A 15,041-nucleotide genomic window follows, 5' to 3' on the forward strand; every position below is an offset into this window, starting at 1 on the left:
CGCGGCAGGAGCGGGTAGTCGCCCGGGAGGCGAGCGCACACCGCGGGCCGGCGGTTCATCCGGCCCACCTTCTCCAGCGCGCGGAGGGCAGCGCGCAGGGTCCGATTCCCCGGATCGCAACGCAACCCGGGACACCTCACAAGTGAACGCAATCGTGGAACGCTGGATCAGCAGCCGCCGCCGCGCACTCCTCGACCGCACCCTCATCCGGAACCAACCGCACCTACTCCACGCCCTCCGCGAGTACGAGCAGTTCCACAACACCCACCGACCCCGCCAGGGCATCGCCAACGCCAGACCACTGCACGCGCCACCACAGCCGGCCACCGACACCCGACTCGACATCCGCCGACGGCAACGACGGGGCGGCATCCTCGACCAGTACCACCACACCGCCTGACCTTCACGGACGACATGTCACCTCGGTCGGAACCCGACCGGGCAGTGGTGGAAGTGCCCGGTCGAGTCGCTCTCGCGTGGACCCAGCGGGGCGGGGTCAGCGGACGACGTCGCAGACCAACTTCTGGATCCCGTTGGCGTAGGACTCGTTCTCGACCACCGTGAGGTTCTGCTTGTTCTTGTCGGTGTCGCTGAACAGTCGCTTGCCCGCGCCGAGCAGGACCGGGAAGAGCAGCAGGTGGTAGCGGTCGATCAGACCGGCGTCGGACAGGTTGCGGTTGAGGGTCGCGCTGCCGTGGATGATGATCGGTCCGCCCTCGGTTTCCTTGAGCGCGGCGATGTCGTCCAGTGAGCGCAGGATGGTGATCTCGCCCCAGCCGGACACCAGGTCCTCGTCCCGCAGCGTGGTGGACACGACGTACTTCGGCATCGCGTTGTAGCCGGGGAAGTCCTCGGTCATGCCCGGCCACACCGGCGAGAACGCCTGGTAGCTGGCCCGGCCCATCATCATGGCCGTGGCCTCGTCCTGTTCGCGGTTCTTGATCTCGTAGGCGGCGGCGTCGAACTCGATGTCCTTGAAGGTCCAGCCCGAGTTGCGGTAGCCCGGTTCTCCGCCGGGTGCCTCGACGACGCCGTCCAGCGAGACGAACGCGGTGGCGATCAGGGTGCGCATCGGGGTGCTCCTTCGTTGCTCCGAACTGCTGTCATCAGTGCGTCGAACGGTAGATACCGAGTAAGACACCTCCGCGCTCGAGGAATTGTGACGCCAGCCACACGCACCTCCCGTCGCGACAGACCGTTCCGTCGACTTCGGGTGTTCGGCAGCCGGCTGGCCGGCCTGGGCCGTCTGGACGACCGCGCTCGCGCGAGCGGCCGAAGCTGTCAGCGACCTACCGGGGTCGGGTGAGCCGGCGGCTGGTGACGCGGACGATGGACCATCGGACCATGGCCTCATGGTGGTGGCGTAGTCGTTCGTAGTCGCGGACCACGTGCGGCTGCCGTTGGCGGCGGCGCAGGAACCGACGGGTCCCGTGCGCGAGGCGGTCGACGGTGCGGGCGCGGGAGGCGTTGACGTTGTGTTCGAGGTCGGCGTTGAGCAACTCGTCGGGGTTGAGCTCCGGGCTGTAGCCGGGCATCAGGTGCAGCTCGACCCGGTCGGCGTTGTCCTCCAGCCAGGAGCGGACGGCCTTGCCTCGGTGGACCGGGTGCCGGTCGGCGACGACGTGCACCTTCCGGCCCGCCTGGCGGGCGACGCGGTCGAGGAACGCGGTGAACACGGCTGCGGTGAAGCGTCCGGTGAACACGGTGAACCACAGCGCGCCGCGTGAGGCGACGGCGGACATGACGTTGACCCGCGGCCGTTTGCCGGTCACCCGCACGATCGGCGTGCGCCCCTTCGGCGCCCAGGACCGGCCGGGCGGGACGGCGTCCGAGCGCAGCCCGCACCGGTCCACCCACGCGATCGCCGCGTCCTCCGCCTTCGTCCGTGTCCCGATCGCCGGGTACTCCTCGTCCAGCCAGGCCCGCACCACGGCGGACTGCTGCTCATAGGCCCGTCGCGCCGGGCGCTGCGGGGTGAATCCATGCCCGCGCAGCCACAGCCCGACGCCCTGCTCGGTCATGTCGACCCCGACGACCAACCGGACCAGCTCGACCACCGCCTGACGGGTCCACAGCGGGCCGCCGATCAACAACTCCTCCGGCGTGCAGTCGGCCATCGCCGCGAACAACGTGCCCCGATCCTCCGGACCGATCAGTTCGGCAGGGCCGGGACGCCCCTTGCGAGTCACCAGGCCGTCACGGCCGTCCCGCCGATGGACACACCACCAGGTACCCACCGGGCGTTCGGACACCCCGAACACCTCCGCCGCCTGCCGATGACCCTCGACCCGCCCGGACTCCAACGCCGCCACCACCCGCAACCGCAGCACCTCACGCTCAGCAGGCGACAACCGGTGCGCACCCTCGACCTCGACCACGGCCTACCGGAAGACGATCACTTTCGGCTCGATATCTCGACGAAAGCGGTTCGACATCTGTTGCGGAGTGGTTCACCGACTGCCCCGCCCGCAGTTCACGTCCGCCCGCTTCCCTGGCCGACACGTCGAGTGGACCAACGCCGGGCGCGCCACCGGAGCGCGGCCCGAATCCCTCGACGGGAAGGAGCAGTCGTGGAACGTCGTACCTTCCTGCGCGCCGCCGTCGCCGGCGGCGGTTCGATGGCCTTCGGCTTCACGCTGTGGAGCGAGGCCCTGGCCTACCCGGCGAAGACCGGAACCAGCCCCTACGGCAGCCTCCGGACCGCCGACGCCAACGGCATCCAGCTGCCGTCCGGGTTCACCAGCCGGGTGATCGCCCGCTCCACCCGGACCGTGCCGGGCACGAGCTTCACCTGGCACAGCGCCCCCGATGGCGGCGCCTGCTTCACCGACGGCACCGGCTGGATCTACGTGTCCAACGCCGAGATGGGCAGCGGCGCGGGCGGCGCGAGCGCGATCCGCTTCTCCTCCACCGGTTCGATCACCGGCGCCTACAGCATCCTGTCCGGCACCAACCGCAACTGCGCGGGCGGCGACACACCGTGGAACACCTGGCTGTCCTGCGAGGAGGTCGACCTCGGCTACGCCTACGAGACCGACCCGTTCGGCGCGAAGCCCGCCGTCCGCCGCGCCGCGATGGGCAGGTTCAAGCACGAGGCCGCCGCCTGCGACCCCGACCGCAAGGTGGTCTACCTGACCGAGGACGAGACCGACGGCTGCTTCTACCGCTTCGTGCCCACCACCTGGGGCGACCTCTCGTCCGGCACCCTGCAGGTGCTCAAGGAGGTCAACGGCGTGCTTTCCTGGGCCAACGTCCCAGACCCCGACGGCAGCCCGACCCGCACCCGCAAGCAAGTCTCCGGCGCCAAGATCTTCAACGGCGGTGAAGGCGCCTACTACCGCAACGGAACGTGCTTCTTCACCACCAAGGGCGACAACCGCGTCTGGGCCTACAACGCCGTCAACAACACCATCGCCATCGCCTACGACGACAACCTCACCGCCAACCCGCCGCTCACCGGCGTCGACAACCTCACCGGCGCCTCCGTCGGCGACCTCTACGTCGCCGAGGACGGCGGCAACATGGAGATCTGCATCATCACCCCCGACGACGTCGTCGCCCCGTTCCTGCGCATCACCAACCAGGCCTCCTCCGAGATCTGCGGCGTCGCCTTCAACCCCGCCGGCAACCGCCTGTACTTCTCCTCGCAGCGCGGCACCAGCGGCTCCAGCACCGGCGGCATCACCTACGAGGTCACCGGACCGTTCCGCACCTCCCTGTGACCACCCCCGGGCGGTGACGTGTCGCGGGGCGGACGGCAAGTCCGGCGGCACGTCACCCACCCCGGACCGGCACCCCTGCCGGAGGTGGGATCGGCGCCACCCGGCACTCGTCCCGAACGACCACAACGGCTCGGTGACGACGCGGGTCGACCTGCTCGGTCGTGTCGTGGACCACGTGGACGCCAACGGGGTGCGCGGAAACCGCTACGACGAGTCGGGCCGGGTCGCCTCGCAGAAGGCGACCCCGCCCGACCCCGCGGACCCCCGCAGGAGGCCACCCACACCTACGACGACGCCGGACGTCTCCTCAGCGTGAAGCTGGGTACGACGGTGCTGGCCACTGCGGCCTACGACGCGGCCGGTGAACCGGCCACGGCGTCCTACGCCAACGGCAGCTCCCGGCGACGAGCAGATCGCAGGCCAGCCAGACCGCCTCGTCAGGGCTGAGGAGGTCTGTGAGCAGGTCGGCGTTGAGCCGCGACACACGTTCGCGCAGCTCGTCAGGCAGGTTGTCCACGGGCTTCATTGAAGCGCCCAGCCGCCACGATCGTTACCGGATATCCGCGATGACGTGCCACTCGACGTCGTCGTCCACCACGTACAGGATCGCGTCCACGATCACCCGTCGGCAGTGCTCCTCCCACCGCCCTCGACCGACCAGGCACGTCGGATCCGGCAGCAGCGGGTCCAACTCGGCCCACTGGGCATCGGTGACGTCGCTGGGATACCGAGCCGTGTGCCTGCCGATAACCTCATCCATGCAGGTCGGAAGCATGAGCAGGACAAGAGGGCTCGGATAGCCCGTGGAGTGCCCGTGATCCACAGCCCTGTCGACCGACGCGGCATGATGACCGGCTGCGCCACTCCGGCTGGCCTACCTCGGTGTGACCAACGCGTTCGCCTTGCTGCGCCTGCTGCCCATGAGCGACCGGGTGTGGGGTGCCAGAACTCTGCGCTGGGACGCTGAGCTGCAGCGATCCTGCTCCCTCGGCCAACAGGGCGTGATCGTGAGGTGTGGCGTCACGACTGCTGTACCTGATCTTCGTCCGACTCGGTGACTGGCTGGTCCTGCTCCACCGGTCCTCCGCGGCCAAGGACGTCGAACGGCTCGTGCTACGACACGAGGTCGCCTTGCTGCGCCGGACCACTCCTCGCCCGCGGCCGGAGTGGGCCGATCGCGCGGTGCTCGCCGCACTGGTGCGCCGACTTCCCCGACGGCCGCGCGAGCACCGGCTGGTGACACCGGACAGCCGCTTCAACGGTTCGCCGCGTGCTCAAGCGCCTGCGGGTACCGCCCGCGCCCCAGCGCGACACCGACACCTCCTGGCGACAGTTCCTGCACGCCCGAGCCGCAAGCCTGCTGGCCTGCGACTTCTTCCACGTCGACTGCGCCATCACCCTCAAACGGGTCCACGTCTTCTTCGTCCTCGAAGTCGCCACCCGCTACGTCCACGTCCTCGGCACCACCACCAACCCCGACGGCCCCTGGACCACACGACAAGCCCGCAACCTACTGGTGGACCCGGGTGACCAGGCCGACGACTTCCGGTTCCTCATCCGCGACCGGGCCGGCCAGTTCACCACCTCGTTCGACACGGTTCTCGCCGGCGCAGGCATCCAGGTCGTGAAGACCCCACCACGGTGTCCACGAGCCAACGCCCACGCCGAGCGGTTCGTCGGGACCGTCCGACGCGAAGTCACCGACCGACTGCTCGTCCTCGACGAACACCACCTGCGAGCGGTGCTGGACCGCTACGCGGCCCACTACAACCACCGCCGACCCACCGAGCACTGCAACCCGCACCACCACGACCAGACCCGCCGGACGCAGAGCCGGGCTGCACTTCCGGCAGTCTTCCGACTGCCGGGGCGCCCGCGGACAGTGCTGCGCCGGCACCGGGGACATCCTCGCACGACGCCACGCCGCCGAGTCCCGCCCCAGACGTCCGGGCCGACCACGAACCGCCCGCCCCATTCGACTCCTGACGCAGGAGATCCCGTTAATGTTTCGAACATTTGCGGCACCGACAGCAAATGAACAGGTACTTGACCGTTCAACCACCGAGCGGTAGATTCGAAAAGCTGAGCGACTCATTCTGGGAAGGAAATCATGCGCCTGAAAACCATTCTCCTTGCCGTTGCCGCCGCAGGTCTTCTGGTCACCGCCCCCGCCACGTCGGCAGCGGCTTCCACGTCGGACGAGGCATGGCCGCCCGGGAACTGCCAGCGGGGCACGTTCTGCGTCTGGCCGAACTGGGCCCACCCGGAGCCCGCGCCCGTGGAGACCCCCTCCTTGATGACCGACACGGAGTGGTCCGGCAGCGTCCCGGCAAAGACCTTCCACAACTACACGTCCCGCAACGTCGACCTGGGGTACTCCTATACCTGGCCCGACGGGTCGACGTCGAACTACACGAACTGCGTCCGCCCCGGCGGCAACATCTTCTACCTTCCCGTAACCGTGACGAAGGTGCGTTGGCACGAGGGCTCCTGCTGACAACCGAACCTGTCACAGGTCCCGATGTTGCCGTGAGGTGAACAGAGCGTTCGAGGTCCATTCCACCATGGACTTCGAACGCTCTGTCCGTGCGACCGGAGACAAACGGGCCGAGGAAGTCGATCCGACCTCATCCGGCGGCGAGGTGCAGTGAGCCCTTTTCCAACTTGGTGGTGGCGGGCCGGAGACGTGGCGGAGCTCCTGGTAGATGACTTCTCGACCAAGAGCAAGGCCATCGCCAGGAGCTTCGAGTGCTTGTCCACCCATCCGCGATCGACCTGTCCAGTTCACACCTCCGGCTCCTCGCCCGGAAGCTGACCGTGCATCGGCGCCGGATCGGCACCAGGTGGCGCCGCCTCGACCCCGGACGTCAAGCCCTGCTGGTGCTGGCCCACTTGCGCTGCGGCGACACCTGCACCCGTCTCGCCGCCGGATTCGGCATCGGTCTGGCCACCGTCTGCCGCTACATCCACGAAGCGGTCGAACTCCTGGCCGCACTGGCACCGGACCTGGCCGACGCGGCATACGTCGCCGCACGCAAGGCCTACGTCATCCTCGACGGCACCCTGCTCCGGATCGACCGCGTCGCCGCCGACCGCCCGTACTACTCGGGTAAACACAAGCGGCACGGGATGAACGTCCAGGTTCTCGCCGACCCGGCCGGACGCCTGCTGTGGACCTCGCCCGCACTGCCCGGCTCGGCCCACGACCTGACCGCGGCCCGCGCCCACGGCATCGTCGACGCCCTGACCACAGCAGGCAGCCCGTGCTGGGCGGACACGGCCTATCGAGGCGCGGGCGGTCCGATCCGCGTGCCCTACCGCGGAAAGTGGCACACCCTCTCGCACGGACAGCAGGCGGTCAACCGCTCCCACGCCCGCATCCGCGCACTCGGCGAACGAGCCGTCTCCACCCTGAAGACCTGGCGACCACTGCGCAGACTCCGCTGCTCCACCACCCGCATCACCAATCCGACCCGAGCCGTCCTCGCACTCCACCTCGCCGCCGGATGAGGTTGGAAAGGGCTCACTGCAACCACCGCCGACCACACCAACCCCCACAACTCACACCACCACGACCGGACCACCCGACCGCAGAGTCGGACTACACCTCAATACGCCGTCGAACAGTCCTCGGTGGCCTGATCAACGAGTACGAACCCACAACTGCCTAACCGCAGGTCAGACCATGCGGCCGACTATTGGCACCCCACAGGTTGCTGCGGGTCATCAGCACGAAAGCCAGTGAGCTGTTCAGCACCTACCAGGCGAGGCCGCGTTCGCGATCGTCGTGCTCCAGGACCGAGTCCGCTCGCTCCCACCTCGAACAGCTGATGACGCAGCACAACATCGGCTAGCCGAGCGTGGCGCGGGCCCTGAGCACCGATTCGATGAGGGCGTCGACGTGTTCGCGGCGCGTGGTGTAGTTGTTGATCGCCACCCGGAGGTATGCCTCGCCGTTCGGGTGGCAGATGGTGAGGTGGACATCGCCACGCTCGATAACCGCGCTGTGCAAAGCCGTGTTGTAGGCGTTGATATCAACATCGCTGTTCGGAGGGAGGGCCCGGAAACAGCAGATGGGAAGCGCCGGGTCGGCGAAGAGTTCAAGACAGTCGGCCGCACGTACCCGCTCGGCGAGATACTGCGCCATGTCGAGATTGCCCATGAGCAGGCTTTCGTACCCGTCCCGTCCGAGATGACGCAGCGCCAGCCAGAGCCCGAGGGACTTCCATGGACGTGCTCCTTCCGGCCCGAGGTGCACAAAGTCGGTCCGGCTGTCATGGCTCCAATAGTGCGCCTGGTCTGAGAAGCTGCTCGAAAGCCGGTTCGGGTCACGGACCAGCAGGCATCCAAGCCCATAGGACAGGAACAGCCACTTGTGCGGATCCAGTGTGATTGAGTCCGCCATCGCGAGACCGGCGAACTCCGCTCGGGTCCGCTGAAAGTCGGCGAAGACAACTGCTGCCGCACCATCGACGTGGAACCACATGCCGTACTCGGCGGAGATCTCGGCCAACTCGGCAAGCGGATCGATCGCACCGGTGGCGGTCGCGCCGGCCATGCCAACGATCGCAACCGGACGATGCCCGTTACGCAGATCATCGCGTATCCGGTCGGTCAGGGCCTCGACGAGGATGCGGCCGGTCGGATCGGTCGGGACGAGCCGCAGCGACCGGCGGCCCATACCGAGCATGTCCATCGCCCTGGAGAGGGAGTAGTGCGACTCGGCGGAGGCGTACACGGTGCCGCGCAAGCTGCCCCCGCTGATTCCGTTCTCCCGGACCTCTTCCCCGAGTACGGCGTCTCTGGCCAGCTTCAACGCGGAAATGTTGGCGATAGTCCCGCCCGAGGTGAAGATCCCAGGGGGAAGAGCAGAACCCGCCGCGCCCGGGTAGCCGATGAAGTCGGCCAGCCACGCCAGGGTCTGCACCTCCATCGAAGTCGCGGCGGGGCCCATCCGCCACGCCGCCGGGCTTTGGTTGAGCAAAGAGGCGATGCTGTCCCCGAGCACTGTCACAGGTAGCGGACGTGGGTGGAAATAGCCGAAATAACGCGGATGCGCCCCGTTGAGATACCCGCGTGCAAGCACGGACGAGACGATCTCGTCCAGCAGGTCCGGCAGCGGGGTGCTCACCTCCGGCACAGGTCCCGGTGCCTGTGAACTCTCGTGGAACGCCTCGTCGTCGGTGAAGACCGGCCGGGTCGACGGTGTGCGCTGAGTGTCGATCAGCGTGTCGAGGTAGGGGCGTACTGCGTCGATCAGGTCGTCCCAGTCCATCGAGGACGCAGGCGATTTTTCGTTCATTCGCAAGCCTGCTCCTCAAGTCGGCCCTGCCCAGGCGAGGCGAGCCGCCGGTCAGCTTCGTCGGTAAGCTGCGAACGGAGTTGCCAAAGAGCAGGGTAAAAACGCTGTGGGGTCAACTTGGCGAGGGCCTCGATCGGCGTTCCGGCCAGCCCGGACGTCTCGGAGCCGATGGTGCGCTCGATAACCTTCAGATGCCGCGTGCGCCACAGCATGCAGTCGACGTCGAGGTCGACCAGGCCTTCCGCGAGCTGGTAAAGGTCCTCGAATCGAGTGTGGTTGACATAAATTTCACGCAACCCGGCACCGCGCCGATCCAGGAGCGCGAAAAATTCGTCGCCCAGCCTTCGTGCCACTCTGCGTGTAGAGGACCAGCCAGGGGAGGAGAAACCGGAGCCGTCTTCCAACTGAGTACGGATCTGCTGATACGACCAGGGGGAAATGTAGTCCGGCACGTCGAGCTGGCCGGTCAAGGTTCCCATGTAGGAATGCGCCCTGCGGAGGTGACGAATCGCGGACAGTGTCGCTTCGGCGGCCACCAGGGCCTCGGCGGCCTCGAGTTCGCGCACCAGGAGCTTCAGCCACAATTCCGACGACTGCTGGACGACAAGGAAGATCATCTCGTCGGGATGAACGAGGCCATCGGGATCCCGCTGCAGGCTCAACAGCTGGTCCGTCTGCAGATATCGCTCATACGCGGTGGAAGCCTGCCTCGGTGGTGACGCCGCCATGTTTCTCCTACGAGCCTCGGATGCCTGGTCCGACCGTCCCAAGCCGTTGGCCTAGCCGCTGGGCGTCACATTAGATGAGCTGTTCGATACATCGGACGACGTGAGTCGCGTATCACTGGTGCGCGCGACCATACGTCCGCAGTGTCACCGCTCACGCACCTTGGGTTGCACATCAGGATCCACACTGGGTCCACAGCAAGTAGTCCCCGATCAGTCGTGAGGATCAAGGGTGCCGTCGGGTTCTCGATTGGACCGGTACACCCTCGTCAGGGGCATCCCCGGCGTCACGGCGGTACCACAGATCTCATTGTGCGCGGCGTCGACGAACCACGTCACCCACGGCTTCACCACCCTGCCGTCGACGTCGACCTCCACCGAAGCCTCGATGTGGTCGGCTTCCCAGGCCGCGTTACGAAACGACGGCAGGCGCTGCCCGAACACGTCGAACCTCCGCCGGTCCCGCTCACCAGTGGCCAGCCCCGCGCGGTCACCGCGGGTCAAGTCGCGGCGGATCGCCCGCTGGACCGTCACCAAGCTCGGTGCCGCAGAGCCGCCTGTGGGGTTTCAGAACTCTGCGCTGAGGCGCTGAGGCGCTGAGCTGCGGTGATCGTGCACCACGAGCTGTAGGAGCATGATCGTGAGGCATGGTGCTACGACTGTCGTACCTGGTCTTCGTCCGGCTCGTCGGCTGTTTGGTTCTGCTCGGCCGGCCACCGGCGGCCAAGGACGTGGAGTTGCTGGTGCGCGGTACGAACACGCCCTTGAGGGGCATTGAATGCGGTTCAAGGCCGTCGAACGGGTCCGACACCTTCCGTTCGCTTCCACGGATCGCGTTGCGGTTCGCGGAACCGACGTCTACTTCCGGCGCTCCACCAGTTCCGGTGGCACACCGCCGGAGAACTGGTCGGCGGTGATCCGGGGAGCCTGGGTGAAGACGGCGCCGCGGAACTCGGCGTCCTTGCGGAACGCCGCGTCGCGCAGCCCGGCGTTGCCGCCGAAGCCCACCCCGTGAAAGTTAGCGCTGCGGGTGAAGACGGCCTCCCGGAAGCTGACGTCCCGGCGGAACGCGGCGCCGTGGAAGTGGGCGCTGCCGAGGAAGGCGGTGTCGACGAACCTGGTGTTGCCGGCGAAGACCGCGCCCCGGAACTCGGCGTCGGCGGCAAAGCGGACCGAGCCGAACTCGGCACCACGGGCGAACGCGGTCTTGGTGAACCATGCGGTGCGGGTGAACCTCACCCCGCGAAATCCGGCTTCGGCAGCGAAGGAGGCACCCTCGAACCGTGCGCCCCGCGCGAACTTCGCCCCGGTGAAGTCGGCGTTTCCGGTGAAGGCCATGTCGCGGAACGAAGCGCGACCGGCAAAGGTGGCGTGGTCGAACCTGACGTCGCCGGTGAAGGCGGTCTGGTCGAAGGCGACGTCCTCGGTGAAGGTCGCCCCCGTGAATCGGACGTCGCCGAGGAACGTCACGCCGGGCAGCCGCAGGGCACGCACGTGGCAGCCGCTGAAGTCGGCGTCGAGCAGCACCGCGCCGGTCAGGTCGAGCTCCAGGTCGGGCCAGAACCCCGCGGTGTGGTGGCCGGGATCGTCGCCTGGGCGCAGGTGACCGGTCAGGACGCGTTGAGCGGTGAGCCGGACCTCGCGCTCACGCAGCCGCCGGCGGTGCGCGTCGGGGTCGTCGGCCGGCTCCTGCGGCAGGTCGACCGGCATCCGCAGGTAGGCGCACACGACGTTGACGATGCTCTGCCGCTGCTCGGGATTGTCCTGAGCCAGCCGCTCCAGCGCGTAGAGCCCTCCCAAGCGGACCGGGGCCTCACCGGCCCCGAGATGCTCAACCGCCTTGGTGAACAGTTCGGTGATGCGGCGGGCGGCCGCGTCGGCTTCGGTGGCGACGGCAACCCGTTCCTGGTGCGCACGGTTCTCCGCGGCGACGCGCTCCTGGAGGGCATGAGCGCGGGCGACGTCTGCTTGGTCGCGTTCCTTCTGGAGCAGCGCGATCTCCGTGGACCGCTGCCGTCTCCACGCCAGGTAGAGCGCGAACAGCCCGCCGCCACCCAGACCGAGGCTCAGCCCGATCCGCAACACCTCCAACCGCGCGGTCACCCGTGCCGGATCGACACCGCCTACGGCGAGGGTCAGCCACAAAGCGGTGACAGCCACGACCACGACGAGCACTGTCCCCACCGCCGCGGCGAAGACCGCCTTGCCCGATAAGGGGGTCACGACCTGCTTCGACTGACCAGCAGGGAGCGGAACGACTGACGCCGGAGTGGAAGGATCGGTCACCGCACCATCATGGCGTCGATCGTGCCGGGTGCGACGGTGATCCGTTGATGTCAGCGAACTGGTCGGCGTCCGGGAGCGCCTGGGGAGTGACCGAACTGTGCGACAGGTCCGTCGCCTGTGCCGTTGGAGAGTCATCGTCGCCGGCAGAGCAGCGCAGACGCCGCTGGAGGCAATGTCCGGGTGATCTTGTCCCTTCTGTGCAAGATCACCCGGAAGTCGCCGTCCGTCCCCCGTGCTGCGCGGCGAGGCGGTCGAGGACACCGAGCTGCTCGTGCTGCGGCTCGCCACCGCATCGCCGCCTCGACGGTCCGGCAGATCCTGCACACCGCGGGCATCGACCCGGCACCCCCGCCGCGCCGGTCGGCCTGGGCGGGAGTTTCCCGCCGTCCAGGTCCGGAGCATCACCGCAGCGGACTTCCGCCACCTCGACACCGCGCTCGCCACACGCCTCCACGCACTGGCCTTCCTCGAACCCCCTGGTTCAGGCGCGGCGGCGAGCGACCGGGTGGACGACGGTGGGCAGGCCGGTCGCCCCGATGAGGCGGACGGCGGTCCCGGTCCACTGCAGGTGCCAGTACGGGAGGTCCCCGGCGCGTTCACCGCAAGTCGGCGTCGGCCGGCTCGCGCTTGCGGCGCAGCGCAGCGCGACGGGCGCGGGCCCGCACCAGCAGCACCACAGTCACAGCGAGGCCAGGGCCCCGATCGCCGGCGCGCTCGTCGGTCATGACCGGTACCCCTTCCATTGCTGCTCCTCGATGCGCAGCAGAACGTCAGTGCGCTGACCTCGACGGGCAACCACGTCACCCGGTCGGCATCGCACCGGTTCCGAGGCACCACCTCGTGCGCTTCCACGAGGCAGCGCTCGCTCGACCCGCAGGCCCTGCGCCTGCTCTGAGCAGCCGCGCCGGGCCCGTCGTTGTCTGTCGACTACTTGTTGCCGGGTCACCGGGTCGGACGTCCAGGCCGGACCAATGTCCACGACTTCTCCTGCCCGCCCGGGTCGGGCAGGCTCCAGCCCTCGGTTGCCGGAGGCATCCCCGTGGACTTGATCGAGCGAAATACCAGGTGAACGCACGCCATTGGGGACCTGGCGTGGCACCTCACCTACGCACTCGCCCGAGCCCTGGGCATAAGCGGTGCGATTGTCGCCGACACCTGAGAGCAAGCAGTCCTCGGCTGCCATGACGATACGCGGACAGGTCTGCCTTCGACATGTGGGATCGTGGATACATGCGAGGCGAACAGCAGATGGTGGACCGATGCGGACCGAATGAGAAACACTGTTCTGGTTCGTAAACCCGCTGGTCGCGAAGCCTCGTCCCGCGCACGCGGGGGTGGTTCAGCTGCTGTCCACTCCCTCCGGCGCTGCTGCGCGGCGAGGCCGCGAAGGACGCCGGATCTCGCTGACCTGCGGAGGATCGTGCGTGGATCATCCAGGGGGTACAGGTGGCGGGACGTGAGGCGGTTCGCCGTCAGAGCAGTGACGGCAGCACGTGCTCCTCGGTGACCACCAGGCCCGTGGTGGTCATGGTCTTGGCCAGGTCGGGATCCCAGGTGGCCTCCGCGGGGCCGTTGTTCAACGTCGGCAGTTCGACGCCGCGGGCGATCAGGGTGGTGACGGCCTCGCGGTAGTCGTTCGCCGACATGCGCCACGCCGTGCCGCCGGTCCAGGCGAGGATGTCGTTGGTCGCGCGGACGCCGTCCGGTGTGAAGTCGTTGTGGCAGCGGACCGCCTTGCCGACGAGGTGGTGCTTGGCCTGCGCGGTGAGGCCGTTCGGGAGCACCATCAACGGGCCGGGCACGCCGGATTCGAGCAGGCGTGGGCTGCGGACAACGGTGATCTCCGGGGCCTCGAGGGTGTCGTTCAGCGTCAGGTAGCCCTGGGAGGTCAGCACCGGGTCGCTGTAGGCGTCCTTGAAGATTCCAGCCTGCTCCCAGGTCGTGCCCATGAGTTCGAGCGCCTTGCCCACGATGCGGGCGAGCGGGCGTCCGTCGTCGAGGTCGTTGCCGGCCAGGGCGTACCGGGTCGTCGTCGGACCGAGCTTGCCGAGTACCCAGGCCGCCTGGTTGGCGAGCATCGGCAACGCCGGTTGCGGGATCTTGCCGTACCGGCGCACGTGCGCGATCCACGGTGCGGCCCACGGTTCGTGCAGCAGGTTGTGCTGACGCAGTGCGAACTTCAGCACGGCGTCGGCTGTCGAGGCCTCCTCGGCCGTGGACATGCCGATCGGCCTGCCGTGCAACGCTTCCAGTACCTCGGTCAGCGTGCTGCCGTGCGCACGGACGTGCTCGTCCAGACGCGCCAGGGAGATCTGGCGGCGGGCCGGGTGCGCGACCGGCTTGCGCAACAGTTCGGTGAGCGCCGCGGCGGTCTTCTCGTCCTCGACGCGAATGCCGAACGCGGACCGGCCGCCACCCTCCAGGGTCTCGCGGGCCAGCCGCCACAGCTCGGCGAGTTCAGGTCGGTCCCAGTGCACCGTCCGAGCCTAGAGGTTGTCACGTAACTCGATGATGGGTCGTCTGGACGGATCGGGGATCACGATCGGGTACAGGTGATCTCAGCGTCCCGGTCGGAGTGGACCGCACGCACCCTTCACCGGTCTGCGGCCTGTGGGGGTGTCAGAACTCTGCACTGGGATGCTGAGCTGCGACGATCGCACACGCTGGACCTCCAGGGCATGATCGTGAGGTGTGGCGTTACGACTGCTGTACCCGATCCTCGTCCGACCCGGTGACTGGCTGGTCCTGCTCGGCCGGTCCTCCGCAGCCAAGGACGTGGAGTTGCCGGTATCGCGCCATGAAGTTGCCGTGCTGCGCCGGACCAACCCCCGCCCGCGGTTGGAGTAGGCCGATCGAACTGTGCTCGCCGCGCTGGTTCGCCGACTCACTCGACCGCTGCGCGAGCACCGGTTGGTGACACCGGGCACCCTCCTGCGATGGCACCGACGCCTGGGCGTGACAAGTGGACCTACCCGAACCGGACCCGGCGCCCACCGGTCGACGACA

General features: G+C 68.1%; 16 protein-coding genes. 7 read left to right on the forward strand and 9 right to left on the reverse strand.

Annotated elements, in window-relative coordinates; all coding sequences use genetic code 11:
* Positions 1-142 precede the first annotated feature (142 nt).
* A complete protein-coding gene (locus CKY47_RS29510; protein ID WP_306749589.1) occupies positions 143-400 on the forward strand; it encodes an integrase core domain-containing protein in 258 nt (85 codons plus the stop codon).
* A gap of 96 nt (positions 401-496) precedes the next feature.
* On the opposite strand, the gene CKY47_RS29515 is transcribed toward CKY47_RS29510, so the two are convergent.
* Together CKY47_RS29515 and CKY47_RS29520 are read right to left on the reverse strand one after the other, a co-directional pair.
* The gene (locus tag CKY47_RS29515) at positions 497-1,072 is read right to left on the reverse strand and encodes a dihydrofolate reductase family protein (RefSeq protein ID WP_306749590.1); all 576 of its coding nucleotides are present in this window, start codon (positions 1,070-1,072) and stop codon (positions 497-499) included.
* A gap of 217 nt (positions 1,073-1,289) precedes the next feature.
* The gene (locus CKY47_RS29520) at positions 1,290-2,378 is read right to left on the reverse strand and encodes an IS630 family transposase (RefSeq protein ID WP_306749591.1); all 1,089 of its coding nucleotides are present in this window, start codon (positions 2,376-2,378) and stop codon (positions 1,290-1,292) included.
* A gap of 192 nt (positions 2,379-2,570) precedes the next feature.
* On the opposite strand from CKY47_RS29520, the gene CKY47_RS29525 reads away from it, so the two are divergent.
* Both CKY47_RS29525 and CKY47_RS29530 read left to right on the forward strand, forming a co-directional pair.
* Positions 2,571-3,722: an alkaline phosphatase PhoX gene (locus CKY47_RS29525; RefSeq protein WP_306749592.1), complete on the forward strand. Its 1,152-nt coding sequence runs from the start codon at positions 2,571-2,573 to the stop codon at positions 3,720-3,722.
* 133 nt (positions 3,723-3,855) lie between these two features.
* Entirely contained in the window at positions 3,856-4,038 is a 183-nt protein-coding gene (locus tag CKY47_RS29530) for a hypothetical protein (protein WP_306749593.1), read from the forward strand.
* Positions 4,039-4,272: 234 nt separating this feature from the next.
* Here CKY47_RS29530 and CKY47_RS29535 read toward each other — a convergent pair whose 3' ends face one another.
* Entirely contained in the window at positions 4,273-4,482 is a 210-nt protein-coding gene (locus tag CKY47_RS29535) for a transposase (RefSeq protein ID WP_306749594.1), read from the reverse strand.
* Positions 4,483-4,992: 510 nt separating this feature from the next.
* Here CKY47_RS29535 and CKY47_RS29540 point away from each other — a divergent pair.
* From CKY47_RS29540 to CKY47_RS29550, 3 genes are all read left to right on the forward strand, one after another.
* A complete protein-coding gene (locus CKY47_RS29540) occupies positions 4,993-5,760 on the forward strand; it encodes an integrase core domain-containing protein (RefSeq protein WP_306749595.1) in 768 nt (255 codons plus the stop codon).
* Between the two features lie 72 nt (positions 5,761-5,832).
* The gene (locus tag CKY47_RS29545) at positions 5,833-6,219 is read left to right on the forward strand and encodes a hypothetical protein (RefSeq protein ID WP_306749596.1); all 387 of its coding nucleotides are present in this window, start codon (positions 5,833-5,835) and stop codon (positions 6,217-6,219) included.
* A 251-nt stretch (positions 6,220-6,470) separates the two neighbouring features.
* The gene (locus CKY47_RS29550; protein WP_306749597.1) at positions 6,471-7,232 is read left to right on the forward strand and encodes a transposase family protein; all 762 of its coding nucleotides are present in this window, start codon (positions 6,471-6,473) and stop codon (positions 7,230-7,232) included.
* 340 nt (positions 7,233-7,572) lie between these two features.
* Here CKY47_RS29550 and CKY47_RS29555 read toward each other — a convergent pair whose 3' ends face one another.
* The 6 genes from CKY47_RS29555 to CKY47_RS29580 form a co-directional block, all read right to left on the reverse strand.
* Positions 7,573-9,024 (reverse strand): pyridoxal phosphate-dependent decarboxylase family protein, encoded by a 1,452-nt coding sequence (locus CKY47_RS29555; protein ID WP_306749598.1) that lies wholly within the window; start codon positions 9,022-9,024, stop codon positions 7,573-7,575.
* On the reverse strand, positions 9,021-9,752 hold the full coding sequence (locus CKY47_RS29560; RefSeq protein WP_306749599.1) for a tryptophan 2,3-dioxygenase family protein: 732 nt from the start codon (positions 9,750-9,752) through the stop codon (positions 9,021-9,023). Before CKY47_RS29560 ends, CKY47_RS29555 begins: the two co-directional genes overlap by 4 nt.
* Before the next feature lie 210 nt (positions 9,753-9,962).
* Positions 9,963-10,283, reverse strand: a complete 321-nt coding sequence (locus CKY47_RS29565; RefSeq protein ID WP_306749600.1) for a hypothetical protein — start codon at positions 10,281-10,283, stop codon at positions 9,963-9,965.
* 324 nt (positions 10,284-10,607) lie between these two features.
* Positions 10,608-12,035: a pentapeptide repeat-containing protein gene (locus tag CKY47_RS29570; RefSeq protein ID WP_306749601.1), complete on the reverse strand. Its 1,428-nt coding sequence runs from the start codon at positions 12,033-12,035 to the stop codon at positions 10,608-10,610.
* 596 nt (positions 12,036-12,631) lie between these two features.
* Positions 12,632-12,760 (reverse strand): hypothetical protein, encoded by a 129-nt coding sequence (locus CKY47_RS29575; RefSeq protein WP_306749602.1) that lies wholly within the window; start codon positions 12,758-12,760, stop codon positions 12,632-12,634.
* 747 nt (positions 12,761-13,507) lie between these two features.
* Positions 13,508-14,512 carry a TIGR02679 domain-containing protein gene (locus CKY47_RS29580; RefSeq protein WP_306749603.1) on the reverse strand — a complete coding sequence of 335 codons (1,005 nt, stop codon included), beginning with the start codon at positions 14,510-14,512 and terminating at the stop codon, positions 13,508-13,510.
* Between the two features lie 214 nt (positions 14,513-14,726).
* Here CKY47_RS29580 and CKY47_RS29585 point away from each other — a divergent pair, with 214 nt between their 5' ends.
* Positions 14,727-14,882, forward strand: coding sequence for a hypothetical protein (locus tag CKY47_RS29585; RefSeq protein ID WP_306749604.1), 156 nt, complete (start codon positions 14,727-14,729; stop codon positions 14,880-14,882).
* Positions 14,883-15,041 lie beyond the last annotated feature (159 nt).

Source organism: Saccharothrix longispora (assembly GCF_030852425.1).
Classification (GTDB): domain Bacteria; phylum Actinomycetota; class Actinomycetes; order Mycobacteriales; family Pseudonocardiaceae; genus Actinosynnema; species Actinosynnema longispora.

What these genes read in the sequence shown, in the direction of transcription:
- CKY47_RS29535 (WP_306749594.1), bottom strand. Translation starts at nt 4,482, where the DNA reads ATGGATGAGGTTATCGGCAGGCACACGGCTCGGTATCCCAGCGACGTC.
- CKY47_RS29545 (WP_306749596.1), top strand. Translation starts at nt 5,833, where the DNA reads ATGCGCCTGAAAACCATTCTCCTTGCCGTTGCCGCCGCAGGTCTTCTG.
- CKY47_RS29555 (WP_306749598.1), bottom strand. Translation starts at nt 9,024, where the DNA reads ATGAACGAAAAATCGCCTGCGTCCTCGATGGACTGGGACGACCTGATC.
- CKY47_RS29575 (WP_306749602.1), bottom strand. Translation starts at nt 12,760, where the DNA reads ATGACCGACGAGCGCGCCGGCGATCGGGGCCCTGGCCTCGCTGTGACT.
- CKY47_RS29560 (WP_306749599.1), bottom strand. Translation starts at nt 9,752, where the DNA reads ATGGCGGCGTCACCACCGAGGCAGGCTTCCACCGCGTATGAGCGATAT.
- CKY47_RS29515 (WP_306749590.1), bottom strand. Translation starts at nt 1,072, where the DNA reads ATGCGCACCCTGATCGCCACCGCGTTCGTCTCGCTGGACGGCGTCGTC.